Consider the following 18645-nt stretch of genomic DNA (forward strand, 5'->3'; position numbering starts at 1 on the left):
AGCTGGTGCGAAAGGACGCGGCAAGGAACCAGCACTGTCATCGTGAATCATTCAGGAGTCCGCATGTCGTACCCAATTTCTGACCCAACACAAGACAACTTTGCTGCAGCAAAAGCGGCTATTGCGAACCACGGTTTAATTGCCTACCCAACCGAAGCCGTGTTTGGCTTAGGCTGTGCACCGTACGATGAAGTTGCCGTGCGAAAACTCCTTGCATTAAAACAGCGGCCGGAAGCAAAAGGCCTCATTCTAATCGCAGCCGATTACAGTCAACTGCTCGACTATGTTGATGACAGCAAAATTCCGCAAGATAAACGTTTTCAGGTGTTTTCTCATTGGCCAGGACCAGTGACCCTGGTGTTACCGGCAAAAGCCAATGTGCCAAGTTTTTTACGTGGTGAATTTGATACCATTGCGGTACGCGTGACCGCCTTCGAACCGGTGCGCGCATTGTGTCGAGCCCTCGGTACTCCGCTGGTGTCGACCAGTGCCAATTACACCGGCAAGCCACCGCTGCGTAGTGCCGAAGCGGTCGCCGCAGAGCTTGGCCATGAATTAGACTGGATTATGGCCGGTGAAACCGGTGGTCGCACCGACCCATCGCAGATTATTAATCCGCTGACAGGAGCAACGTTACGATGAGCCAACAGGATCGACAGCAAGCCAATCCGCAAAACCAGTACTTAGAACGAGTGAAGAGCTACTTGCAGACTTTGCAAGACTCGATTTGTGCGGAACTTGAAGTCGTTGACGGTCAACAACGCTTTGTCGAAGACAGTTGGCAGCGTGAAGAAGGGGGCGGAGGTCGCTCACGGGTACTGAAGAACGGTGGGGTGATTGAGCAAGGTGGCGTAAATTACTCCCATGTATTTGGTGCGTCGATGCCGGCATCGGCGACCGCACACCGACCTGAACTAGCTGGCCGCAGCTTCAATGCTTGCGGTGTATCCTTGGTTATTCATCCGCACAACCCGTTCATACCGACGTCGCACGCCAATGTTCGCTTCTTTATCGCTGAAAAACCGGGAGAAGAGCCCGTATGGTGGTTCGGTGGCGGGTTTGATCTAACGCCTTTCTATCCGTTTGACGAGGACGTTAAGCATTGGCATGAAACGGCGAAAGCAGCTTGTGAGCCATTTGGGCCAGCGTATTACAACGACTATAAAGCATGGTGTGATAAGTATTTCTTCTTACCTCATCGACAAGAAACTCGCGGTGTTGGCGGTTTGTTCTTTGATGATTTGAATCGCAACCCGAGCGGTGAGCTCGATTTCGAACATGCTTTTGGATTGATGCGTTCGGTTGGTGATCATTTTACCAAGGCTTATGTACCGATTATGCAACGACGTAAAAACACGCCGTTTGGCGAGCGAGAGCGTCAATTCCAATTGTACCGTCGTGGCCGTTATGTGGAATTTAACCTAGTGTATGACCGCGGCACCTTGTTTGGACTGCAAACCGGTGGTCGCACCGAGTCTATTCTTATGTCGATGCCACCGCTGGCGCGTTGGGAGTATATGTACCAAGCCGAGCCGGGTAGTCGTGAGCAGGGCTTGCAAGACTATCTGAAACCACGCAATTGGCTCGACTAACGAGTCGCTATTAATCGGACGCGCGCAGCGGTTAGTCGTGTCGCGCGCTCGATTGCTTGTTTCTTGTTCGATTTCAGACTAAGCTGAGTCCGCATAAAAAATAATCGATACAGGAACTTATCATGTCTAACGCACCCATCTTTTTTATTTTAGTGGTGATTGTGATTGCTGCTATTTTTGTTGTTCGGCGGTTAGCCAATAACTCAGCTGCAGAGTCGCAACCGACGAGCACGGCAAAACCCGCTGAGCCGGCTGCAGCGAAAACTGAAGCTCAGGCGAGCAATGCGCAGGCAACCCCGCAGTCAAGCCCCCAGTCAAGAAAAGAAATGAGCGAAAAGCCGGTAAAAGAGGCAAATAAGTCGACAAAAGTATCGAAAGATGTCGATCCTGTCATTGATAGTGCGGACAAATCACAACCATCGCCACTCGGTGCGGAAGTACCCGATGAAGTAAAAGAGCCGCTCATCGCCCTTGACGACGAAAAAGATCCGCTAGCACGTCATCGCCTGTATCAGCAAATTACTGAAACGAGCTACCGGAACCGTGCCGACGAAGGCTGGCGGGCAATTTGCAAAACTTATTCGGCGCGTCACATCAAAGAATTTGCTGACTTGCAGCAGGCAGTAGCCGCAGCCAATGGTGGCAACTTACCGCAAGTGACGACATTCCAAAACTACGCCACGTTGTTGGTTGAAGATGGCAAGTTTGACCAAGCCATCACAGTCTGTGAGCAAGCATTAGCGTTTGGACTCGATGACAAAACCAAAACCGGCTTTGCGGGACGAATTGAGCGGATTCAGAAGCAAAAAGCGAAAGCGGCAAGCTAGTTCTAGTGCAGGCAATCGCTCGATTGCCTGAAACGTCGCCTACATGGTTGCGCAGAACGTCGCGACTATTGATTGATCATATGATGCGCCAACCGCGTAAATCGTTGGCGCAATTCATGTCTAAGCTCTGCCTCAGAAACCAGCTCATCGAGAGTTTGGTACATACACATTAACCACTGGTCACGCATCTTAACGTCAATCGCAAAGGGCAAATGTCGTGCTCTCAGCATGGGATGACCATACTTTTCAACATACAGCTGCGGGCCCTCGAACCAACCACTTAAGAACTCGATAAACTTCTGTCGAATGGCATCCAGTGGCAACGGATGCATCGCATAGAGTTCCTTCGCAGCGGGATCTGTGCTCATAATGTCGTAGAAACGATTAGCAATTGCCCTGACAACAGGTTCTCCACCAAGGCGTTGATAGATTGAGCGGGGAGGCTGTTCGGGTCGTAAGCGGTGAAGAAAAGACGGTATTTTCATGAAATTAGCAGTTTTTGGTTATCCAATCGAACATAGTTTGTCGCCCCAAATTCACTCGGCATTCGCTGCTCAATTTGGGCGAGAGCTAGAATATGCGCGTATTTTAGCAGCTCCAGAGCAGTTTTCAGAGCGCTTACAGGAATTCCATCAGGCCGGCGGTGGCGGTGCCAATGTGACCGTGCCTTTGAAAGAAATTGCGCTAACCTTATGTGACGACCTAAGCGAGCGTGCGCACGCTGCTGGTGCCGTGAATACGTTAATTCGAACCAAACAAGGTTGGCGCGGTGATAATACCGACGGTATTGGCTTAGTGCGCGATTTGCAACGATTAGGCGTAGGTCTTAAAGACAGCCGAGTCCTGATACTTGGAGCAGGCGGTGCGGTGCGTGGCGTGATCATGCCGCTCTTGAATGCCGGGGTGAGTACCTTGCATATTGCCAATCGAACCGCAGCGCGAGCAGAGCGGTTGGCAGCAGAGTTCGCTGAAAAATTTGCCGGTGTCACCGCGAGCAGCTTAACTGCAATCGAAACTGAGCGGCCATGGACCGTGATTATCAACGCAACAGCAGCGGGGTTGCAGGGCGAACGGCCACACGTAAGTGAAAAGATATTGCATGGCCAGCCATTTTGTTATGACATGGTCTATGGTCAACAGCCGACAGCATTTTTGCAATGGGCTGCCGAGCAGAATTGTGCGACTGCGGATGGTCTTGGCATGTTAGTCGAGCAAGCAGCGGCGAGTTACCGAATTTGGACGACTGAACAACCGCAAACTTTGCCGGTGTTACAGGCATTACGACAACAACTCGAACAAAAGTAGGGTCTATGAGCGTACCACAGGGTTTAATTTTAGGGATTTTATTACTCACCTTGGTGTTTTTTATTTGGGGTCGCTGGCGCCATGACATTGTCGCACTGGGTGCATTATTGGCATGCGTCATTGCTGGGCTAGTGCCAAGCGCAGAAGCTTTCTACGGTTTCGGTCATCCTGCGGTGATCACGGTAGCTTGCGTACTGGTACTAAGTGCGTCGTTGCAAATTACCGGCGCCATCGATGTGGTTGCGCATAAATTTACCCCAAGTTCGGGTGGCGCAGTAACGACTATTGCAGCACTTACCGGATTAGCGACCGTGCTCTCGGCCTTTATGAACAATGTTGGGGCCATGGCACTACTCATGCCGATTGCCATTCAATTAGGAACTAAGCTCGGCATTCCGCCGGGGCGCGTACTCATGCCGGTGGCGTTTGGTTCGATCTTAGGCGGTATGACGACCTTGATTGGTACACCACCAAACCTGATTGTCTCCGGTTATCGGGCGGAGTCACTTGGTGCGGGCTATCAGATGTTTGATTTTGCACCAGTTGGCGTGCTCGTTGCTGTTGCGGGGGTTATTTTCCTCGCCATAGGCGGCTGGCGCCTAGTTCCAAAGCGCGAACGAGCGGATGCCGGCAGTTTTGATACGGGTAAATACCTCACGGAAGTACGGGTGTCCGAAGACGGAAAAGCCGCGGGTATGTTACTGCGTGAACTCGATGCGAAATTACAAGAAAGCGACGCAGAGATTATTGGCTTGGTACGTGACAAGGTCAAAGTCGTGCACCCATATGGGTATCAGCGTGTTTCAAAAGGTGATTTACTGGTCATCAAAGCCGAGCCGGAGAGCTTAAGTCAGGCGATCAGTGTGTTAGGCCTGCGTCTTGTTGATAACGTTAAGCCGCCAAGCAAAGACGACGAAGACGAAGATGGCGAAAAGCCAGAAGTAAGGCTGGTCGATGAGGAATTCGATTTGCCGCCGCCGTGGGTTGATCGCCGCGTTACCGCGCATGGTGATTACACTTTACGTGGTGGCTTAACTAGCTCGGCGCATGCGGATGCCGTGCCACGCGCTTCGGATGACAGTGAGGTGGTACTCGTTGAAATGGTGGTGATGCCAGACTCGGCCTTGATTAATAACACGGCTGCCGAGTTACGCTTGCGCAGTCGCCTCGGGCTAAACTTGTTAGCTATCTCTTATGAAGGTAGCCAAACGGTCAAACGCTTACGACAAACCAAAATTCAGTCGGGAAGTGTGCTGTTAATGCAAGGCACTGCCGAGGCACTGACCCAGTTTGCCAACAACTATAGCTGCGTTCCGCTTGCCGAACGAACCGTGCGTGTGCCCAGTAAGAAACGCGCGGCATTGGCCTCGATTATTATGGTTGCTGCGGTTGCGCTCGCTGCGACCGGTATTGCGTCGGCCGCCGTTGCTTTTGCCGGTGGCATGTTCGCGGTTATGGCGCTGCGGGTAATTCCTTTGCGTCAAGTGTACGAAAACATCGACTGGTCCGTGGTGGTGTTACTCGCTGCGCTAATACCCATAGCAATGGCGATGGAGACTACGGGTGCGGCAGACTTAATCGTTGAGACGGCTCTGGTGGCATTACGAGACAGCAGTCCGCCGATGATTCTTGGCTTTATTTTGATTGTCACAACGCTTCTCACCAGCATCATGAATAATGCAGCGACAGCAGCGGTGATGTGTCCAATTGCGGTGAGCGTGTCGAATCAGTTAGGGTTGAACCCAGACGCCTTTTTAATGGCGGTAGCGGTTGGAGCTTCCTGTGCGTTCTTAACGCCGATTGCGCACCAGAACAACACATTAATTTTAGGGCCTGGCGGATTTAAATTTGGGGATTATTGGCAAATGGGGCTACCATTGCAGCTCATTGTTTTGGCGGTCAGTATTCCGGCATTACTCTATTTCTGGCCGTTGTAGGCAAATGGCAGTACTAGTAAGAAAGTTTTAACAAACAAGCGGGCAAGGAAAGTCGCTGAATTTAAGCAAAAACTATCGGGAAGATTATGAAAAAGAATATTTTAATTGTGGTCATTATTTTGGCTGTAACAGGTTACATAGCGGGCGTTCTGACCACGAAAAAGCTGGCTGAAGAGCAATTGCCGCGGATGCTAACCGAGTTTTCCGAATACCATGAAGTGTCGATTAATGTGGAATGGCTCGAGCAAGGTTTTCGTTCCGGTAAGCTTCGAGTTTATGGCGAGAATGCCGTCGATGACTCAATGTCTCTCACATTTTCAGAAGAAGTTCACCTTACCTATGGCTTCCTCAGTGCACGTTGGCAAGGACAAGGAAGCAGTCAGTTCACGAGCATTTTAGCCGATGAGCCGATAGCACCTTATACCTACACGTCGACCGGAAAAGTATCGCGCGGTGGCTTGTTTGTTGACTATGCAGCAGACGAGTTCAAAGCCGAATTTGATGGTATGGTTTTCGATATTGCGCCAGCTACAGTACAGGTAGCTCTCGTTGGTAATAAGGTTGTGGCCGACTGGCAATTTCCGTCCGTCAAAATTGGTACGCCTGGCATCGATGTCCTATCCATGAACGACGTTAAAGCGCACTGGGGGACGCAAATCCGCAATGGCATCGCTGAAGTCGTCGACCTGCGTGTCGACATCGGTAGCATGTCATTTACCGGTGAACAAGAGCAATGGCAAAGTGACGGTATCCGCTACACCTTCTTTATGGATCTGACGCGCGACACGGCGACTCTCTATGGCACAACGGCCATGGATATTCCTTTCCTCGAAGGTCGCAATGAGGTGGATATGGAATGGCGTTTAAACGGTGTCTTGGCGAACGACGTGATTAAAATCCAGCAATACTTTCTCACCGGTGAGATGGATGATTTTGATCTTGAATTGGTCCAAAGCTTGAACCTAGAAACGCAAGAGCCAGAGCTAGAATTAACGCGATTTAACGGCACCAGCGAGCAATTTGGGACCTTAACAATGAGCGGTAAAGTCGCGCTCATGCTTGACGTTTGGCTCGAAACTTTGGAACTGCTCGAAAACGATGAACTGGTAGATTACGGCTGGGTAATGAATGGCGTGCGCTTGGATTTAACGGTTGCGGAAATGCCACCCATGATGCAAATGCTACTGTTGACCTTACCTGCTGAAGCGCAAGAAATGCCGTTACGCCTGACAATTGAGAATGGCGTGTTAGAAGCGAATGGCTTTCCGATCCAATAGTTGGCGCAAATGAATATGCAGTGCGAAAGCACCAGTAACCAACATGCATACTAGCCAGAGGCCCAACCTAACTCGTTGGGCCTTTTGTTTTCGGGTGCTGCCGGCGTTAGTCGGTCGTTGCTAAGCTCAGAACTTTGGCAACGAGTTTGTCGATGCCACTGGCCGCTTCACTTAAAGAGCCTGCTAGCATATATGCCGGAGTCGTGACCACGCGGTGCTGCTCGTCAACAACAATGTCACTGACCGCACAGTCAATGTGTTTTGCACCCAGCTGCTCAAGGGCTTGAGCGGTGTCATTGTCATTGCCGATGGTCAATTGAATGCCATGACCGTACACGAAAGGCAATAGGCTTGGGGCAATACACATGTAGCCAGCCGGCTTTTTGGCTGCGGCAAACTGCTGACAGAATGCCACCACGTCTTGGTCCGCAGCTGCGTCTGCGCCTTTGACGGCAAAATCTGAAAAGTTTTTCGCGGCGCCAAAGCCACCTGGGATAATTAGGGCGTCAAACTCATGAACCTTCAGGTCGTGTAACGGTTTGACATTGCCACGTGCTAAACGCGCAGCTTCCGTCAGCACGTTGCGAGTTTCGGACACAGGTTGTTGGGCGTGATGATCGATCACGTGGAATTGATCTTTATTGGGAGCGAAACATTGATAGCTCGCACCGTTGCGTTCAATTGCGAGTAGGGTGATGACGGTCTCATAAATTTCGCTGCCGTCAAAAACACCACAACCACTTAATAAAACAGCGATTTTTTTCATAGCCTCACTCCTCAATTATTTTCGTTTATAAAAACGCCGTTGCTCAGATCAAAAAATGTTAAAAAAGATCGAATTTTGATCTGGTATTGGCGATTGATTGTGCTAATCTGTCAAACCTGTTAGGAAATTGCTTACAAAAAAATATAAATTGTGACGAGCGATTTGTCACAAACGGCACTAAGTCGGTACTTTAAACTATCTTTGATTGAAGTTCGACTAAAGCGGTTTCCACAGCTGGCTCAAAAGCCAACAAAAACAAAAATAGGCAGTCTGGGTTGCGGTTCTATCCCTGTTAAATCAAGCACTTACATTCATTTCATGCTGCTATCCGATGCTTCGGATTTACGGCAGAATCGATCGTTTTTCACAGAGTTATCCACAGGTTGTTCGCACGGATTCCGTGATCGACTAAATTATTCTTCCCGATTAGCCAGAATGGCAAGTCTGTGGCATTCTTACAGCATTCTACTGTGCTATCAGAAACAGGTTTTTTTGCTATGTCGTCACCACAAATTCCCAACCAGCCGTTTATTCTTGTTGATGGCTCTTCTTATTTGTTTCGCGCTTATTATGCGCCGCCACACTTAACTAATTCTGCGGGTGAACCGACGGGGGCAATCTATGGCGTTGTGAATATGCTGCGGAGTTTGTTGAACCAGTATCATCCAACACACATGGCCGTGGTTTTTGACGCAAAAGGGACGACATTCCGCAATGACATGTATGCGGAGTACAAGGCCAATCGACCACCGATGCCGGATGACCTGCGTTCGCAAATTAAACCGCTGCATGCAATTATCCGGGCTATGGGATTGCCACTCATCAGTATCGAAGGTGTCGAAGCAGACGATGTCATTGGCACTCTAGCCCAGCAAGCCGCGCAAGAAGGCCGAACGACCCTCATTAGTACTGGCGACAAAGACATGGCGCAGTTGGTTAATGAGCATGTCATTTTAATTAACACCATGACAAACACAGTACTGGACGAAGCGGCGGTACCCGAAAAATATGGTGTGCGCCCGGATCAGATGATCGATTTTCTTGCGCTCATGGGCGATAGCTCAGATAACATTCCTGGCTTACCGGGCGTTGGTGAAAAAACAGCGTTAGCGATGCTCGCTGGCATGGACAGCATTGAGAACATGTTGGCTAATCCAGACAAAGTTGCTGAGCTTAGTTTCCGCGGCGCGAAAACCATGCCGGCGAAGCTTAAAGAACATCGCGATATTTTGCTGCTGTCGAAAGAGTTGGCAACGATTAAGCTCGATGTGGAGCTGGATCTCAAGCCAGAACAGTTAATCCTTGCCGAACCCGACGACGAGCGTTTAGCCGAGCTGTATAAGCAGTGTGAATTCCGACGATGGTTAGGTGAGCTACTCGAAAAAGGTGAGCAATCAGCGGAACATGCTGGTGCTGGCCATGCCGCCAAGGCACTCGAAACAGGTATGGATAAAGCCGAAGGCGTAAATGGCAACGGTAAGGATAAAGACGCGCGCGACGCGAATTCGGCTGCTAACGCAACAAGTAGTGCGGCAAGTGCAGGAAATGCAGCAGAAAACAGCACTGCGTTGGCGCCCATTGACCGCAGTCGTTATGTCACTATCACCGACAAAGACACATTTAGCGATTGGCTGAAGCGTTTGCAGCAGGCTGACTATTTCGCCATTGATACGGAAACCACCAGTATTGATTACATGGAAGCCGAGTTAGTGGGTATTTCCTTCGCGGTTGCACCAGGTGAGGCCGCCTATGTGCCACTGATGCACCAAGACCTCGACGGTTCGCAGCAGCTCGATCGCGATTGGGTGCTGGCGCAAATGAAGCCATTATTAGAAGACGCGAAACCGCAAAAAATAGGTCAGCATATTAAGTACGATATGCATGTGTTTCGACGCTATGGTATTCGTGTCCGTGGGATCTTCAACGATACTATGCTGGCGTCCTACGTGCTGAATAGCACCAGTTCGCGCCACGATATGGACACGTTGTCGTTACAGCATTTAGGTCATAAAACCATTGCCTATGAAGATGTTGCCGGCAAAGGTAGCAAACAAAAGCGCTTTGACGAGGTGTCCATCGCCCAAGCTGCTCCGTATGCGGCGGAAGATGCGGATATTACTTTGCGTTTGCATGAAGTCTTGTGGCCGCGCGTATTAGCCGAAGGACGCCTGCAAGAGGTATTGCGGGAGCTCGAGTTACCACTGATTCCTATTTTGGCGATGATGGAGCGACGTGGTGTCCAAGTCGATGCCGACCAGCTAGCCAAGCAGAGCCAAGAAATTACCAAAGAGTTAGCAGAAATTGAGAAGGACGCTTTTGAGATTGCTGGCGAACCGTTCAATTTAAACTCGACGAAGCAACTGCAAAGCATACTCTTCGAGCAGCTCGGTCTGCCAGTGAAGAAGAAAACCCCCAAAGGTGCGCCGTCGACAGCAGAAGAAGTACTGCAAGAGCTTGCATTGGACTATCCATTACCCGACTTAATTCTACGTCATCGCGGCTTGGCGAAACTGAAGTCGACCTATACCGATAAATTACCACGTATGATTAAAGCCCAAACCGGCCGTATTCATACGTCGTATCATCAAGCGGTAACAGCGACCGGGCGCTTGTCGTCAACCGATCCGAATTTACAGAATATTCCGATTCGGAACGAAGCAGGTCGGCGAGTACGTAAAGCGTTTATAGCACCGCAAGGCTACAAAGTCGTCGCGATTGACTATTCGCAAATCGAATTACGGATTATGGCGCACTTGTCGCAGTCAAAAGGCCTCTTAGAAGCGTTTGCTCGTGGTCGCGATATTCACAAAGCAACGGCTGCGGAAGTGTTTAGTGTGCCACTTGAAGAGGTGACATCTGAGCAGCGTCGACGTGCCAAAGCGGTCAACTTTGGCCTGATTTATGGTATGTCGGCATTCGGTTTGGCACGTCAACTCGATATCAGTCGTAATGACGCCCAGCACTATATGAATGTGTATTTCGAGCGATTTCCTGGTGTGCAAGACTACATGGAACGTACCCGCAAACAAGCTTCAGCACAGGGGTATGTGGAAACAATCTTTGGCCGCCGCCTGTATTTGCCAGAAATTAACGCGCGTAATGCAATGCGCCGCAATGCCGCGGAGCGTGCAGCAATTAACGCCCCGATGCAGGGCTCTGCAGCCGACATCATGAAAAAAGCCATGCTTGATGTTGCCGCATGGCTGAAAGACCCTAGCAACGTGGCCGAAGGTGATGTGTTCCTAACCATGCAAGTGCACGATGAATTGGTTTTTGAAATTCGCGCCGATAAGGTCGACACCTATGTACCGAAACTTGTCGCAGTGATGGAACAAGCAGTCACCCTTGATGTGCCGCTAATTGCCGATGCGGGTATTGGAGACAACTGGGACGAGGCGCACTAACGGCTATTTGTTTGGATAGCGGAGGCGGGTATGCCTACGCAACTGAGCTGTCAGTTCAGTATTTTATCTGGTTATTTTATAACCAACTGAAAAACAGCAAAATTTTATCCGAAACTTTTTTCCTAATTGGGACTCATACTTAGTGAGCGTAATGCTCTCCCAAGATGTTTTCCCTGGACATCATTTGCCCCGGTCAATTTGCCCGGGGCTTTTTATTGGGCGTTAGCTACGGCCGGTTAAACTCAAGCAATAAAAAAACCGCCACTCCGTGAACTGACCCCCAATAGTTGGACATTCCAATTACTGGGGGTCTTTTTATGTCCAAACATCAAAGAACATTTAAGCTTGAACTAGCCAAACTTGCGCAATGCGAAAGCTCACTGGAGCTAGGTCGAAGGTTCAATGTTTCATCTAGGCAAATCCGCTATTGGTCATCGGTTTATCGACTTCATGGCGAAAGTAGTTTTCTTCACTCAGACTATCCTTACACATCGTTTTTCAAAATGAATGCGTTAAAAGCGATGCAATTGAATGACTGGTCGCTCGCTTATACCAGTGCATACTATGACTTATCATCGCCAGGAATATTATTTCAGTGGCAAAAGCTTTATTCTCTCGAAGGTATCCCCGGACTTATTCCAAAGAAGAGAGGCAAACCCCGTATGAAGCATAACCCTTCTGAGCCTAAACCGTCAGAGCAGATGACTGAGAAAGAGTTACGGGAAGAATTAGACTACCTGCGTGCGGAAAATGCCGTCTTAAAAAAGTTAGAAGCCTTGGCTCAAGCAAAAAAGAAACAAGCAAAGAAAAGACCCTAGTGGTCCATGAGCTCAAGGCGAGATTTAATTTAAAGCATTTACTCAAAGCAACAGGCTTACCCAAAAGCGTGTATTACTACCATCGGCAATCCATAAGCCGAGTATGCCCTGATGAAACTTTGAAGTCTCAAATCCAGAAGGTTTACCATGCGCATAAAGGACGTTATGGATATCGAAGAATAACCCTTACACTGCGTTTATCCGGCATGTCAGTGAACCATAAACGTGTGCAACGACTTATGTGTGAACTCGGATTGAAGTCAAAAGTAAGACCTAAACGGTATAAGTCCTACAAAGGTGAAGTCGGTCGAATAGCGCCGGATTTAGTACAAAGAAAGTTTACAGCGGATAAGCCAAACCAAAAGTGGGTTACTGATGTGACAGAGTTCAAAGTCGGGGAGCAAAAGGTGTATCTCTCCCCTGTCATCGACCTTTTTAATCAAGAAGTGGTCAGTTATGAAGTCCGTAAATCCGTGACGTTACCGCTAGTTACAGACATGCTGAGGAAAGCGATAGGTAAGCTTAGGCCGAATGAAATGCCTATCATCCACTCTGACCAAGGCTGGCAATATCAAAATAGAGCTTACCAACGACAAATGAGAGAAAAAGGTTTACCGCAGAGCATGTCGAGGAAAGGTAACTGTCTAGATAATGCAGTAGCAGAGAACTTCTTTGCAATCCTAAAAACAGAGATGTATCACAATGAAGTATTTAAAAGCGCCGATGAACTCATTGAAAACATCAAAGAATACATCGATTATTACAACACCAAACGAATTAAGCTCAAACTAAAAGGCCTGAGTCCGATTGATTATCGAAATCAGGCCTTGTTAGCCGCTTAGAAATGAGTCCAACTTTATGGGGTCAGTTCATCCGAGGAGTAGCGGTTCTTAATAATCTTAACAAAAGGGTGGTTATCGCGTATTTCGTTTAAATCACCCGAGTGTTCCTAATACAGACCACGAATGTACTTTGACAAGATTTCGATGTCACGGTCCGTTAAGCGTGCTGCGATATCACGCATCATGCCGTTTGGATCGTTGCTGCGGTCACCAGAGCGGAACTCTTTTAAAGTGAGCGCTGTGTACTCGGCGTGCTGGCCGCTTAACAATGGAAATGCTGCTAAGCCCATACCTAAGCCGCTTGGGCCGTGACACGCTGCACAGGCAGTGATGCCGCGATCCAAATCGCCACCCATAAACAAACGCTGTGCTTCTTCGACGATTTCTTCGTCAACAGTGCCAACCGGATGTTCTTGACTTGCATAGAATGCAGCAAGGTCATGGATGTCTTGGTCACTTAAGTTCACAACCTGTGAGGCCATGAGCATGTTGTTACGACCTTCAGCGCCATTTGTTTGCGCGCCTAAACGGTAGTCCATTAATTGCTTAACTAAATATTTGTAGCCTTGGCCGCCAATGTTCGGGAAGTCGCCAGAAGGGCTGGTACCCGTTTGGCCGTGACATGCCGCACAAGTAACAGACTTTGACTGCCCAGCTTCGGCATCGCCTTGAACATCGGCTTGAGCCGTAGCAGCGCCACTGGCGAACAACACAAAACCACATAGAATCGCGAGTTTTTTCATGATCTCTCTTCTCTGTTTATTCTTTGTCTTCAGCTGGGCCAAAGCCCGAAAAAAATTCCAGACGCTATTTTACACGATTCTCGCCGCGATGAAACGTCTGATTGACGGTTCTTAGGTTGGCGGTAGCCTATTATTCGTTCATAATACCCGACCTTCCTGAGTAATTGAGGTTCGTAGTGAGTAGCCAAAGCGTACATTTTCAATCCGCACGATTTATTACAAGTGCACCCGACATTCGTCATCTTCCTGCCGACGAAGGGCTAGAAGTCGCTTTCGCTGGGCGTTCGAACGCTGGGAAGTCAAGCGCGTTGAACACCCTCACCAAGCAAAAAAGCCTAGCGCGGACGAGTAAAACCCCGGGACGTACCCAGCAAATTAATGTATTTAGTTTGGATGACGGCCGTCGCTTAATCGATTTGCCCGGTTACGGTTTCGCGAAAGTTCCGTTAGCGATGAAACACAAATGGCAACAGGCACTTTCGGAGTACCTCCAAAAACGCAAATGTCTACGTGGTTTAGTTGTATTAATGGACATTCGTCACCCAATGAAAGACTTGGACCAAGAGTTAATTCATTGGGCCGTGGAAAGCGACTTGCCGGTGCTTGTGGTGCTGACCAAAGCGGATAAATTAAAAAGCGGCGCGCGGAAAGCGACACTGATGCAAATTCAAGAAGCGTTGCCAGGCTTTAATGGTGACGTGCAAGTGATTACCTTTTCGTCGTTGAATAAAAGTGGGCTGCCGGACTTAGAGCGAATTTTGCAAGGTTGGTTTAGTTTACCTGCCGATGAGGATGATCAATCGTCCACGGAAGGCAGTATACAGTCGTAGCGTTTCCACCGAAGCGCTCGCCTCGACTAGTCGAGAGGTGTTCCACCTGCAGTGTTGAAAGCCACAGCAAGACTCCAGACACAGGAATAGCATGACCGATTCAGTACCTTACCCGTGGTCCACATGGGCTAAGCTTTTTACCTTAGCACTTATTTGGGGCAGCTCATTTTGGTTAATCAAAATGGGCTTATTGACGTTCACACCAGTTGAAGTAGCAGCGGTCCGCCTAGCGGCAGCAGCGGCTTTTTTGGCGCCGTTTGCGATTGTGCGCATGCACCGTCTGAAGCGTCACCAATGGTTTGTGGTCGCATCGGTGGGTTTAACCGGAAGTCTCTTGCCTGCTTTTCTGTTTGCCTTAGCACAAACCCGCATCGACAGCGGCGTCACCGGCGCACTGAATGCACTCACGCCATTGTTCACGTTAATTATCGGCGCGATTATTTTCCGGCAATGGGTCACCGGCCGTACGGTGTTTGGCTTACTGATTGGTTTAGGCGGCACGCTGATGCTAGTGTTGCTCAATGCTTCTGGGCAGCTGACCATCAATAGCTATGCCTTGTTTATTGTCGCGGCGACTTTCTGCTATGGCATGAACTTAAACTTGATTAAGACCTACTTACCGGATCAAACACCATTGACGATTACGGGCGTGTCATTGCTTATGGTTTTACCGATTGCGGTCTTGTACTTAATCGGCCCAGGTGAAGTGGCGAGCAAACTTACCGATACCACTGCATGGGGCTCATTCACCGCTGTCGTTGTGTTAGGTGTTGTTGGTACTGCGTTGGCGTTGATTCTGTTCAATCACTTAGTCCAAATTGCAACAACGGTATTTGCCAGTTCAGTGACCTACTTGATTCCTATCGTCGCCATGACCCTCGGTGTCTTGAGTGGGGAAACTATCGGCGCATACCAATTTGCCGGCATGGGCTTTATTCTTCTTGGGGTGTGGTTAGCTAACCGCAAACCGATTCCAGCTCGCGGTTAGCATAAAGGCGCAGTGTTTATCACTGCGCCAATTTTCCTTGGATGTAATCGCGAATTTGCTGCTCAAGTGTTGCTAACGGCACACTGCCATTCTTCAGTACTTCGTCATGGAATTCACGCAGATCGAAATCATTTCCAAGTGCTGCTTCAGCTTCAGCTCGCAAGCGCTTAATGGTCAACTCACCGAGCTTGTACGACAAGGCTTGGCCTGGCCAACTAATGTAACGATCAATTTCGGTGTTGACGTTGTGCAGTGAGAGCGCGGTATTGCTACCTAAAAACTCCACAGCCTCGTCGCGACTCCAGCCGAGTGCGTGCATACCGGTATCGACCACTAAACGAGCAGCTCGCCACATTTCATAGGTCAAACGACCGAAATTGCTGTAAGGGTCTTGGTAGAAGCCAGTTTCTAAGCCCAAGTACTCGGCATACAAACCCCAGCCTTCACCAAATGCAGAAATATAGGTTGAACGACGGTAATCTGGAACGTTCTCCATTTCCTGCGCGAGCGCGATTTGTAAGTGGTGGCCCGGCACACCTTCGTGCAGTGTTAACGCTTCTAACTCGTAAAGCGGGCGAGTTTCCACAGCATAGGTGTTCACCCAATATTCACCGGCTTCATCGTCACGTGATGCACTTGAGTAACGACCCTGGGTGTAATTTGGCGCAATCTCTGCAGGTACCGGCACAACGCCATAAGGCGTTCGTGGTAAATGCCGGAACAAGCGCGGCAGGACATGATCAGCGCGCTTGGCAATATACGCCGCTTCTTTCAGGAGCTCTTCGCCAGTTTCCACATAGAACTGCGGGTCGGTCCGGAGGAAGTGGATAAACTCGGCGAAGCTGCCATTAAATCCAACTTCATCAATGACTTCCTGCATTTCTGCGCGAATACGCGCGACTTCAGCAAGCCCAATTTCATGGATTTCCTCGGCGGAGAGGTCGAGCGTGGTGTAGTGCTTAACTCGATTTGCATAGAAAGCATGACCATTCGGCAAGTCAGTCGCCGCGATGTCAGTACGTGTGTTCGGCACGTATTCATTTGCTAAAAAGTCATGAAAGTCTTGTAACGCTGGGTTCACCTGCGTTGCGATGATCGTTTGCGCTTCAATTTCGAGGTCACGGAACTGCTCGTCGGTTAACCAACGTTGCGCTTGGTGAATTGGACGATAAAAAATACTCTCGGCAGGATCAACGGTCACGTAGGCCAGTACGCCAGCAGGGAAGGTTTGCAGGACAACCTGCGGTTGCGCGATGCCGCGCTCGAGACCCTCACGCATATAGGCTGTTTGCTGCGCTAGCCAGGCCGGCACGTCATTGAGCAGTTGCAAATAGCGATTGAAGTCATCCGCACCATTAAAACGCACTTGCTGTGGCAAGCGGGCGATGGTGTTATGTGGGCCGGTTTCATTGGTCAGCGGCATTAAGTGCATGTTGAATTCGTACTGCGAAATCTGATTGCGCAATGCATACATCAACATGTCACGGTTAATTTGATTGTCAGCGCTGAGCGTACTTGCATCCATAGCGGCAAGCTGTTGATAAAACCCTTTACGAGTTTCGTAGCGCTCTTGCAGAGCCTCCGGAGAAATGTCGTTCAATCGATCGCCAGGGCGGCCGTCCGCACCCCGGGCAATTAAATACTGACCTTGATTATAGGCCCATGCTTGCTCAGCAAGTTCAGTAAACTTAGCGTCTGCGGTGACTGCAGCAGCGGTTACAACAGAGCCTGTACGATTAGTATTTGAACTTGCGGTTCCTGAATTAGTCGCTGTGCTCTGGCAGCCCGATAAGGCAAGTAAAATTGCACTGGTGAGAAGAAGCGTTGCTTTTTTTTGCATGAAGGATACCTTTTCATTACGGACTCAAAAACTTAGGCCTCATTCTGCTATGGAATCAGCCAGGTTGCCACCCCCTTAGATCTATATTAAAAGTTATACAATCGTTGTAAAAATATTCAATTTTGAATAAAAAGCTCATTTTTATAACGAATCAATAGTTGCTTTCACTTCGATTTTTCGTATTCTAGGGCGCTATAAGGACAAGGGGAAAGCCTCGAGAGCTCCTCGGCAGTGACCCAGGTTAGGGCGCTCAAAGCCAGACGAAATAAGGCCTGAGCGAATGCCGAAACAGCATTCACCAAGAAAAAATAGAAAAAAACAGAAATTAATTGGTGACTTGTTGTAATTTTGTGATAGTCTCTCGATACAACGCTTAGGGCTGAGCTCAATAAGCGAAAATTAAAAAGTCGTTAACAAAAATAAAAACAAAAACGACCAAAGGGAATAAAAATACGCCAGGAGGCGACATAACATTTTGGGAAAGCACTGCGTAACCTTCTGTTTTGGGTCTTCATAGCAGTAAAGCTAACAGCGCAAGTTCGTGAATGTTTCACCAAGAAAACAGCGCGAACAAAACATAAATACGAATAATGACAAGTGTTGCAGTCTGTTATTAGCAAAAAGGTTTTTGCAGTAAAAAATTCTTGCTGAGAAAAAGGCGCACCGGCGGAACCTCAAGGCTCCTCCTGAAGTGCGGATAAAAAGAGGCAAGTAAAACACGGAAGAATAATAATAATGTAGGAACTAGCGACAATCGTTCTCGAATTCACCCTGGGGGGGTGTGCGGGTTCAAATCAAGGCGATGATTTCATCGCCTTTTTTATTTTCTCCCTGCCGTAAAATTCATCTCTTAATGCTGAAACACGCAGAATACGTTATCCTATAGGGTAGATTTTCCATCTCGATTCGCTATAGGGTAAGCATCGTTATATGACGCGCATTAAAAAGTCTCGCAAACCGGGTCCGCTGGCACCACGAAAAGTGGAGCGTACGCCCACAGACGCCAAGAAGACTGAGCCGAAAGGCAAAGACAAAGGTAAGGGGCAAAAGCCGGGCAGTCGCTACGGTGTCCAAAGCCAAAAACTTCACGGCGCCGCCAAAGGTAAAAACACATCCGATCCGCGCTTAGGATCGAAAAAACCGATCGCGTTAAAAGTGGCTGCGCAAGCGCTCACGCCAGAGCTGGAATTTGCGCAACTTGAGAACGACCGCAAGTTACAAGACCTATTGACCAAGTTAGAGTCTGGCTACGTACTCAATAAAGCGGATCAAGCGTATGTGGACGAGAAGCTCTCGCGCTATCAAGAGCTCGCTGAACAGCTTGGCATTGACCTTGACGAGCTCGACGATGATTGGGATGAAGGCGATGATAATGTCGAGTATGAAACGTCGGGTGAGCGCTTCAGTAGCGTTGATGAGTTTGATTTCGAATTTGACGACGAATCTGACGACAAAAACGATTAACTATGAATAATG

General features: G+C 48.9%; 16 protein-coding genes. 12 read left to right on the top strand and 4 right to left on the bottom strand.

Annotation, left to right across the window (positions count from 1 at the left end):
* The first annotated feature begins 63 nt into the window (after positions 1 to 63).
* From tsaC to CWE06_RS09115, 3 genes are all read left to right on the top strand, one after another.
* Positions 64 to 642 carry an L-threonylcarbamoyladenylate synthase type 1 TsaC gene (gene tsaC / locus CWE06_RS09105; RefSeq protein ID WP_126793344.1) on the top strand — a complete coding sequence of 193 codons (579 nt, stop codon included), beginning with the start codon at positions 64 to 66 and terminating at the stop codon, positions 640 to 642.
* On the top strand, positions 639 to 1592 hold the full coding sequence (gene hemF, locus CWE06_RS09110) for an oxygen-dependent coproporphyrinogen oxidase (protein ID WP_126793346.1): 954 nt from the start codon (positions 639 to 641) through the stop codon (positions 1590 to 1592). The genes tsaC and hemF overlap by 4 nt, the downstream gene beginning before the upstream one ends.
* Positions 1593 to 1714: 122 nt before the next feature.
* Positions 1715 to 2419 carry a hypothetical protein gene (locus tag CWE06_RS09115; RefSeq protein ID WP_126793348.1) on the top strand — a complete coding sequence of 235 codons (705 nt, stop codon included), beginning with the start codon at positions 1715 to 1717 and terminating at the stop codon, positions 2417 to 2419.
* A gap of 65 nt (positions 2420 to 2484) precedes the next feature.
* On the opposite strand, the gene CWE06_RS09120 is transcribed toward CWE06_RS09115, so the two are convergent.
* Complete coding sequence (locus tag CWE06_RS09120) at positions 2485 to 2904, bottom strand: group II truncated hemoglobin (protein WP_126793350.1); 420 nt, start codon at positions 2902 to 2904, stop codon at positions 2485 to 2487.
* On the opposite strand from CWE06_RS09120, the gene aroE reads away from it, so the two are divergent.
* The 3 genes from aroE (at position 2903) to CWE06_RS09135 (ending at position 6938) form a co-directional block, all read left to right on the top strand.
* Positions 2903 to 3724, top strand: a complete 822-nt coding sequence (gene aroE / locus CWE06_RS09125) for a shikimate dehydrogenase (protein ID WP_126793352.1) — start codon at positions 2903 to 2905, stop codon at positions 3722 to 3724. The two genes, CWE06_RS09120 and aroE, sit on opposite strands and share 2 nt — an antisense overlap.
* 5 nt (positions 3725 to 3729) lie before the next feature.
* Positions 3730 to 5661, top strand: a complete 1932-nt coding sequence (locus CWE06_RS09130) for an SLC13 family permease (protein WP_126793353.1) — start codon at positions 3730 to 3732, stop codon at positions 5659 to 5661.
* Between the two features lie 86 nt (positions 5662 to 5747).
* Positions 5748 to 6938: a YdgA family protein gene (locus CWE06_RS09135; RefSeq protein WP_126793355.1), complete on the top strand. Its 1191-nt coding sequence runs from the start codon at positions 5748 to 5750 to the stop codon at positions 6936 to 6938.
* A 106-nt stretch (positions 6939 to 7044) separates the two neighbouring features.
* Here CWE06_RS09135 and elbB read toward each other — a convergent pair whose 3' ends face one another.
* The gene (gene elbB, locus CWE06_RS09140) at positions 7045 to 7704 is read right to left on the bottom strand and encodes an isoprenoid biosynthesis glyoxalase ElbB (protein ID WP_126793357.1); all 660 of its coding nucleotides are present in this window, start codon (positions 7702 to 7704) and stop codon (positions 7045 to 7047) included.
* Positions 7705 to 8201: 497 nt separating this feature from the next.
* On the opposite strand from elbB, the gene polA reads away from it, so the two are divergent.
* The 3 genes from polA (at position 8202) to CWE06_RS09155 (ending at position 12768) form a co-directional block, all read left to right on the top strand.
* Positions 8202 to 11108 (top strand): DNA polymerase I, encoded by a 2907-nt coding sequence (gene polA, locus CWE06_RS09145; protein ID WP_126793359.1) that lies wholly within the window; start codon positions 8202 to 8204, stop codon positions 11106 to 11108.
* A gap of 317 nt (positions 11109 to 11425) precedes the next feature.
* Positions 11426 to 11926: a helix-turn-helix domain-containing protein gene (locus CWE06_RS09150; RefSeq protein ID WP_126793361.1), complete on the top strand. Its 501-nt coding sequence runs from the start codon at positions 11426 to 11428 to the stop codon at positions 11924 to 11926.
* Positions 11926 to 12768, top strand: coding sequence for an IS3 family transposase (locus tag CWE06_RS09155; RefSeq protein WP_241972530.1), 843 nt, complete (start codon positions 11926 to 11928; stop codon positions 12766 to 12768). Before CWE06_RS09150 ends, CWE06_RS09155 begins: the two co-directional genes overlap by 1 nt.
* Positions 12769 to 12875: 107 nt before the next feature.
* Here the strand turns inward: CWE06_RS09155 and CWE06_RS09160 are convergent, their stop codons facing one another.
* Positions 12876 to 13511, bottom strand: a complete 636-nt coding sequence (locus CWE06_RS09160) for a c-type cytochrome (protein WP_126793365.1) — start codon at positions 13509 to 13511, stop codon at positions 12876 to 12878.
* Between the two features lie 176 nt (positions 13512 to 13687).
* Between CWE06_RS09160 and yihA the strand changes: the two genes are divergently transcribed.
* Positions 13688 to 14341, top strand: coding sequence for a ribosome biogenesis GTP-binding protein YihA/YsxC (gene yihA / locus CWE06_RS09165; protein WP_126793367.1), 654 nt, complete (start codon positions 13688 to 13690; stop codon positions 14339 to 14341).
* Positions 14342 to 14432: 91 nt separating this feature from the next.
* Positions 14433 to 15329 (top strand): DMT family transporter, encoded by an 897-nt coding sequence (locus CWE06_RS09170; protein ID WP_126793369.1) that lies wholly within the window; start codon positions 14433 to 14435, stop codon positions 15327 to 15329.
* A 19-nt stretch (positions 15330 to 15348) separates the two neighbouring features.
* Here the strand turns inward: CWE06_RS09170 and CWE06_RS09175 are convergent, their stop codons facing one another.
* Positions 15349 to 17169, bottom strand: coding sequence for a DUF885 domain-containing protein (locus CWE06_RS09175; protein WP_126793371.1), 1821 nt, complete (start codon positions 17167 to 17169; stop codon positions 15349 to 15351).
* Positions 17170 to 18099: 930 nt separating this feature from the next.
* Between CWE06_RS09175 and yihI the strand changes: the two genes are divergently transcribed.
* Positions 18100 to 18633: a Der GTPase-activating protein YihI gene (gene yihI / locus CWE06_RS09180; protein WP_126793373.1), complete on the top strand. Its 534-nt coding sequence runs from the start codon at positions 18100 to 18102 to the stop codon at positions 18631 to 18633.
* Positions 18634 to 18645: the final 12 nt, after the last annotated feature.

It is taken from the genome of Aliidiomarina haloalkalitolerans, assembly GCF_003987315.1.
In the GTDB taxonomy this organism is placed as follows: Bacteria; Pseudomonadota; Gammaproteobacteria; order Enterobacterales; family Alteromonadaceae; genus Aliidiomarina; species Aliidiomarina haloalkalitolerans.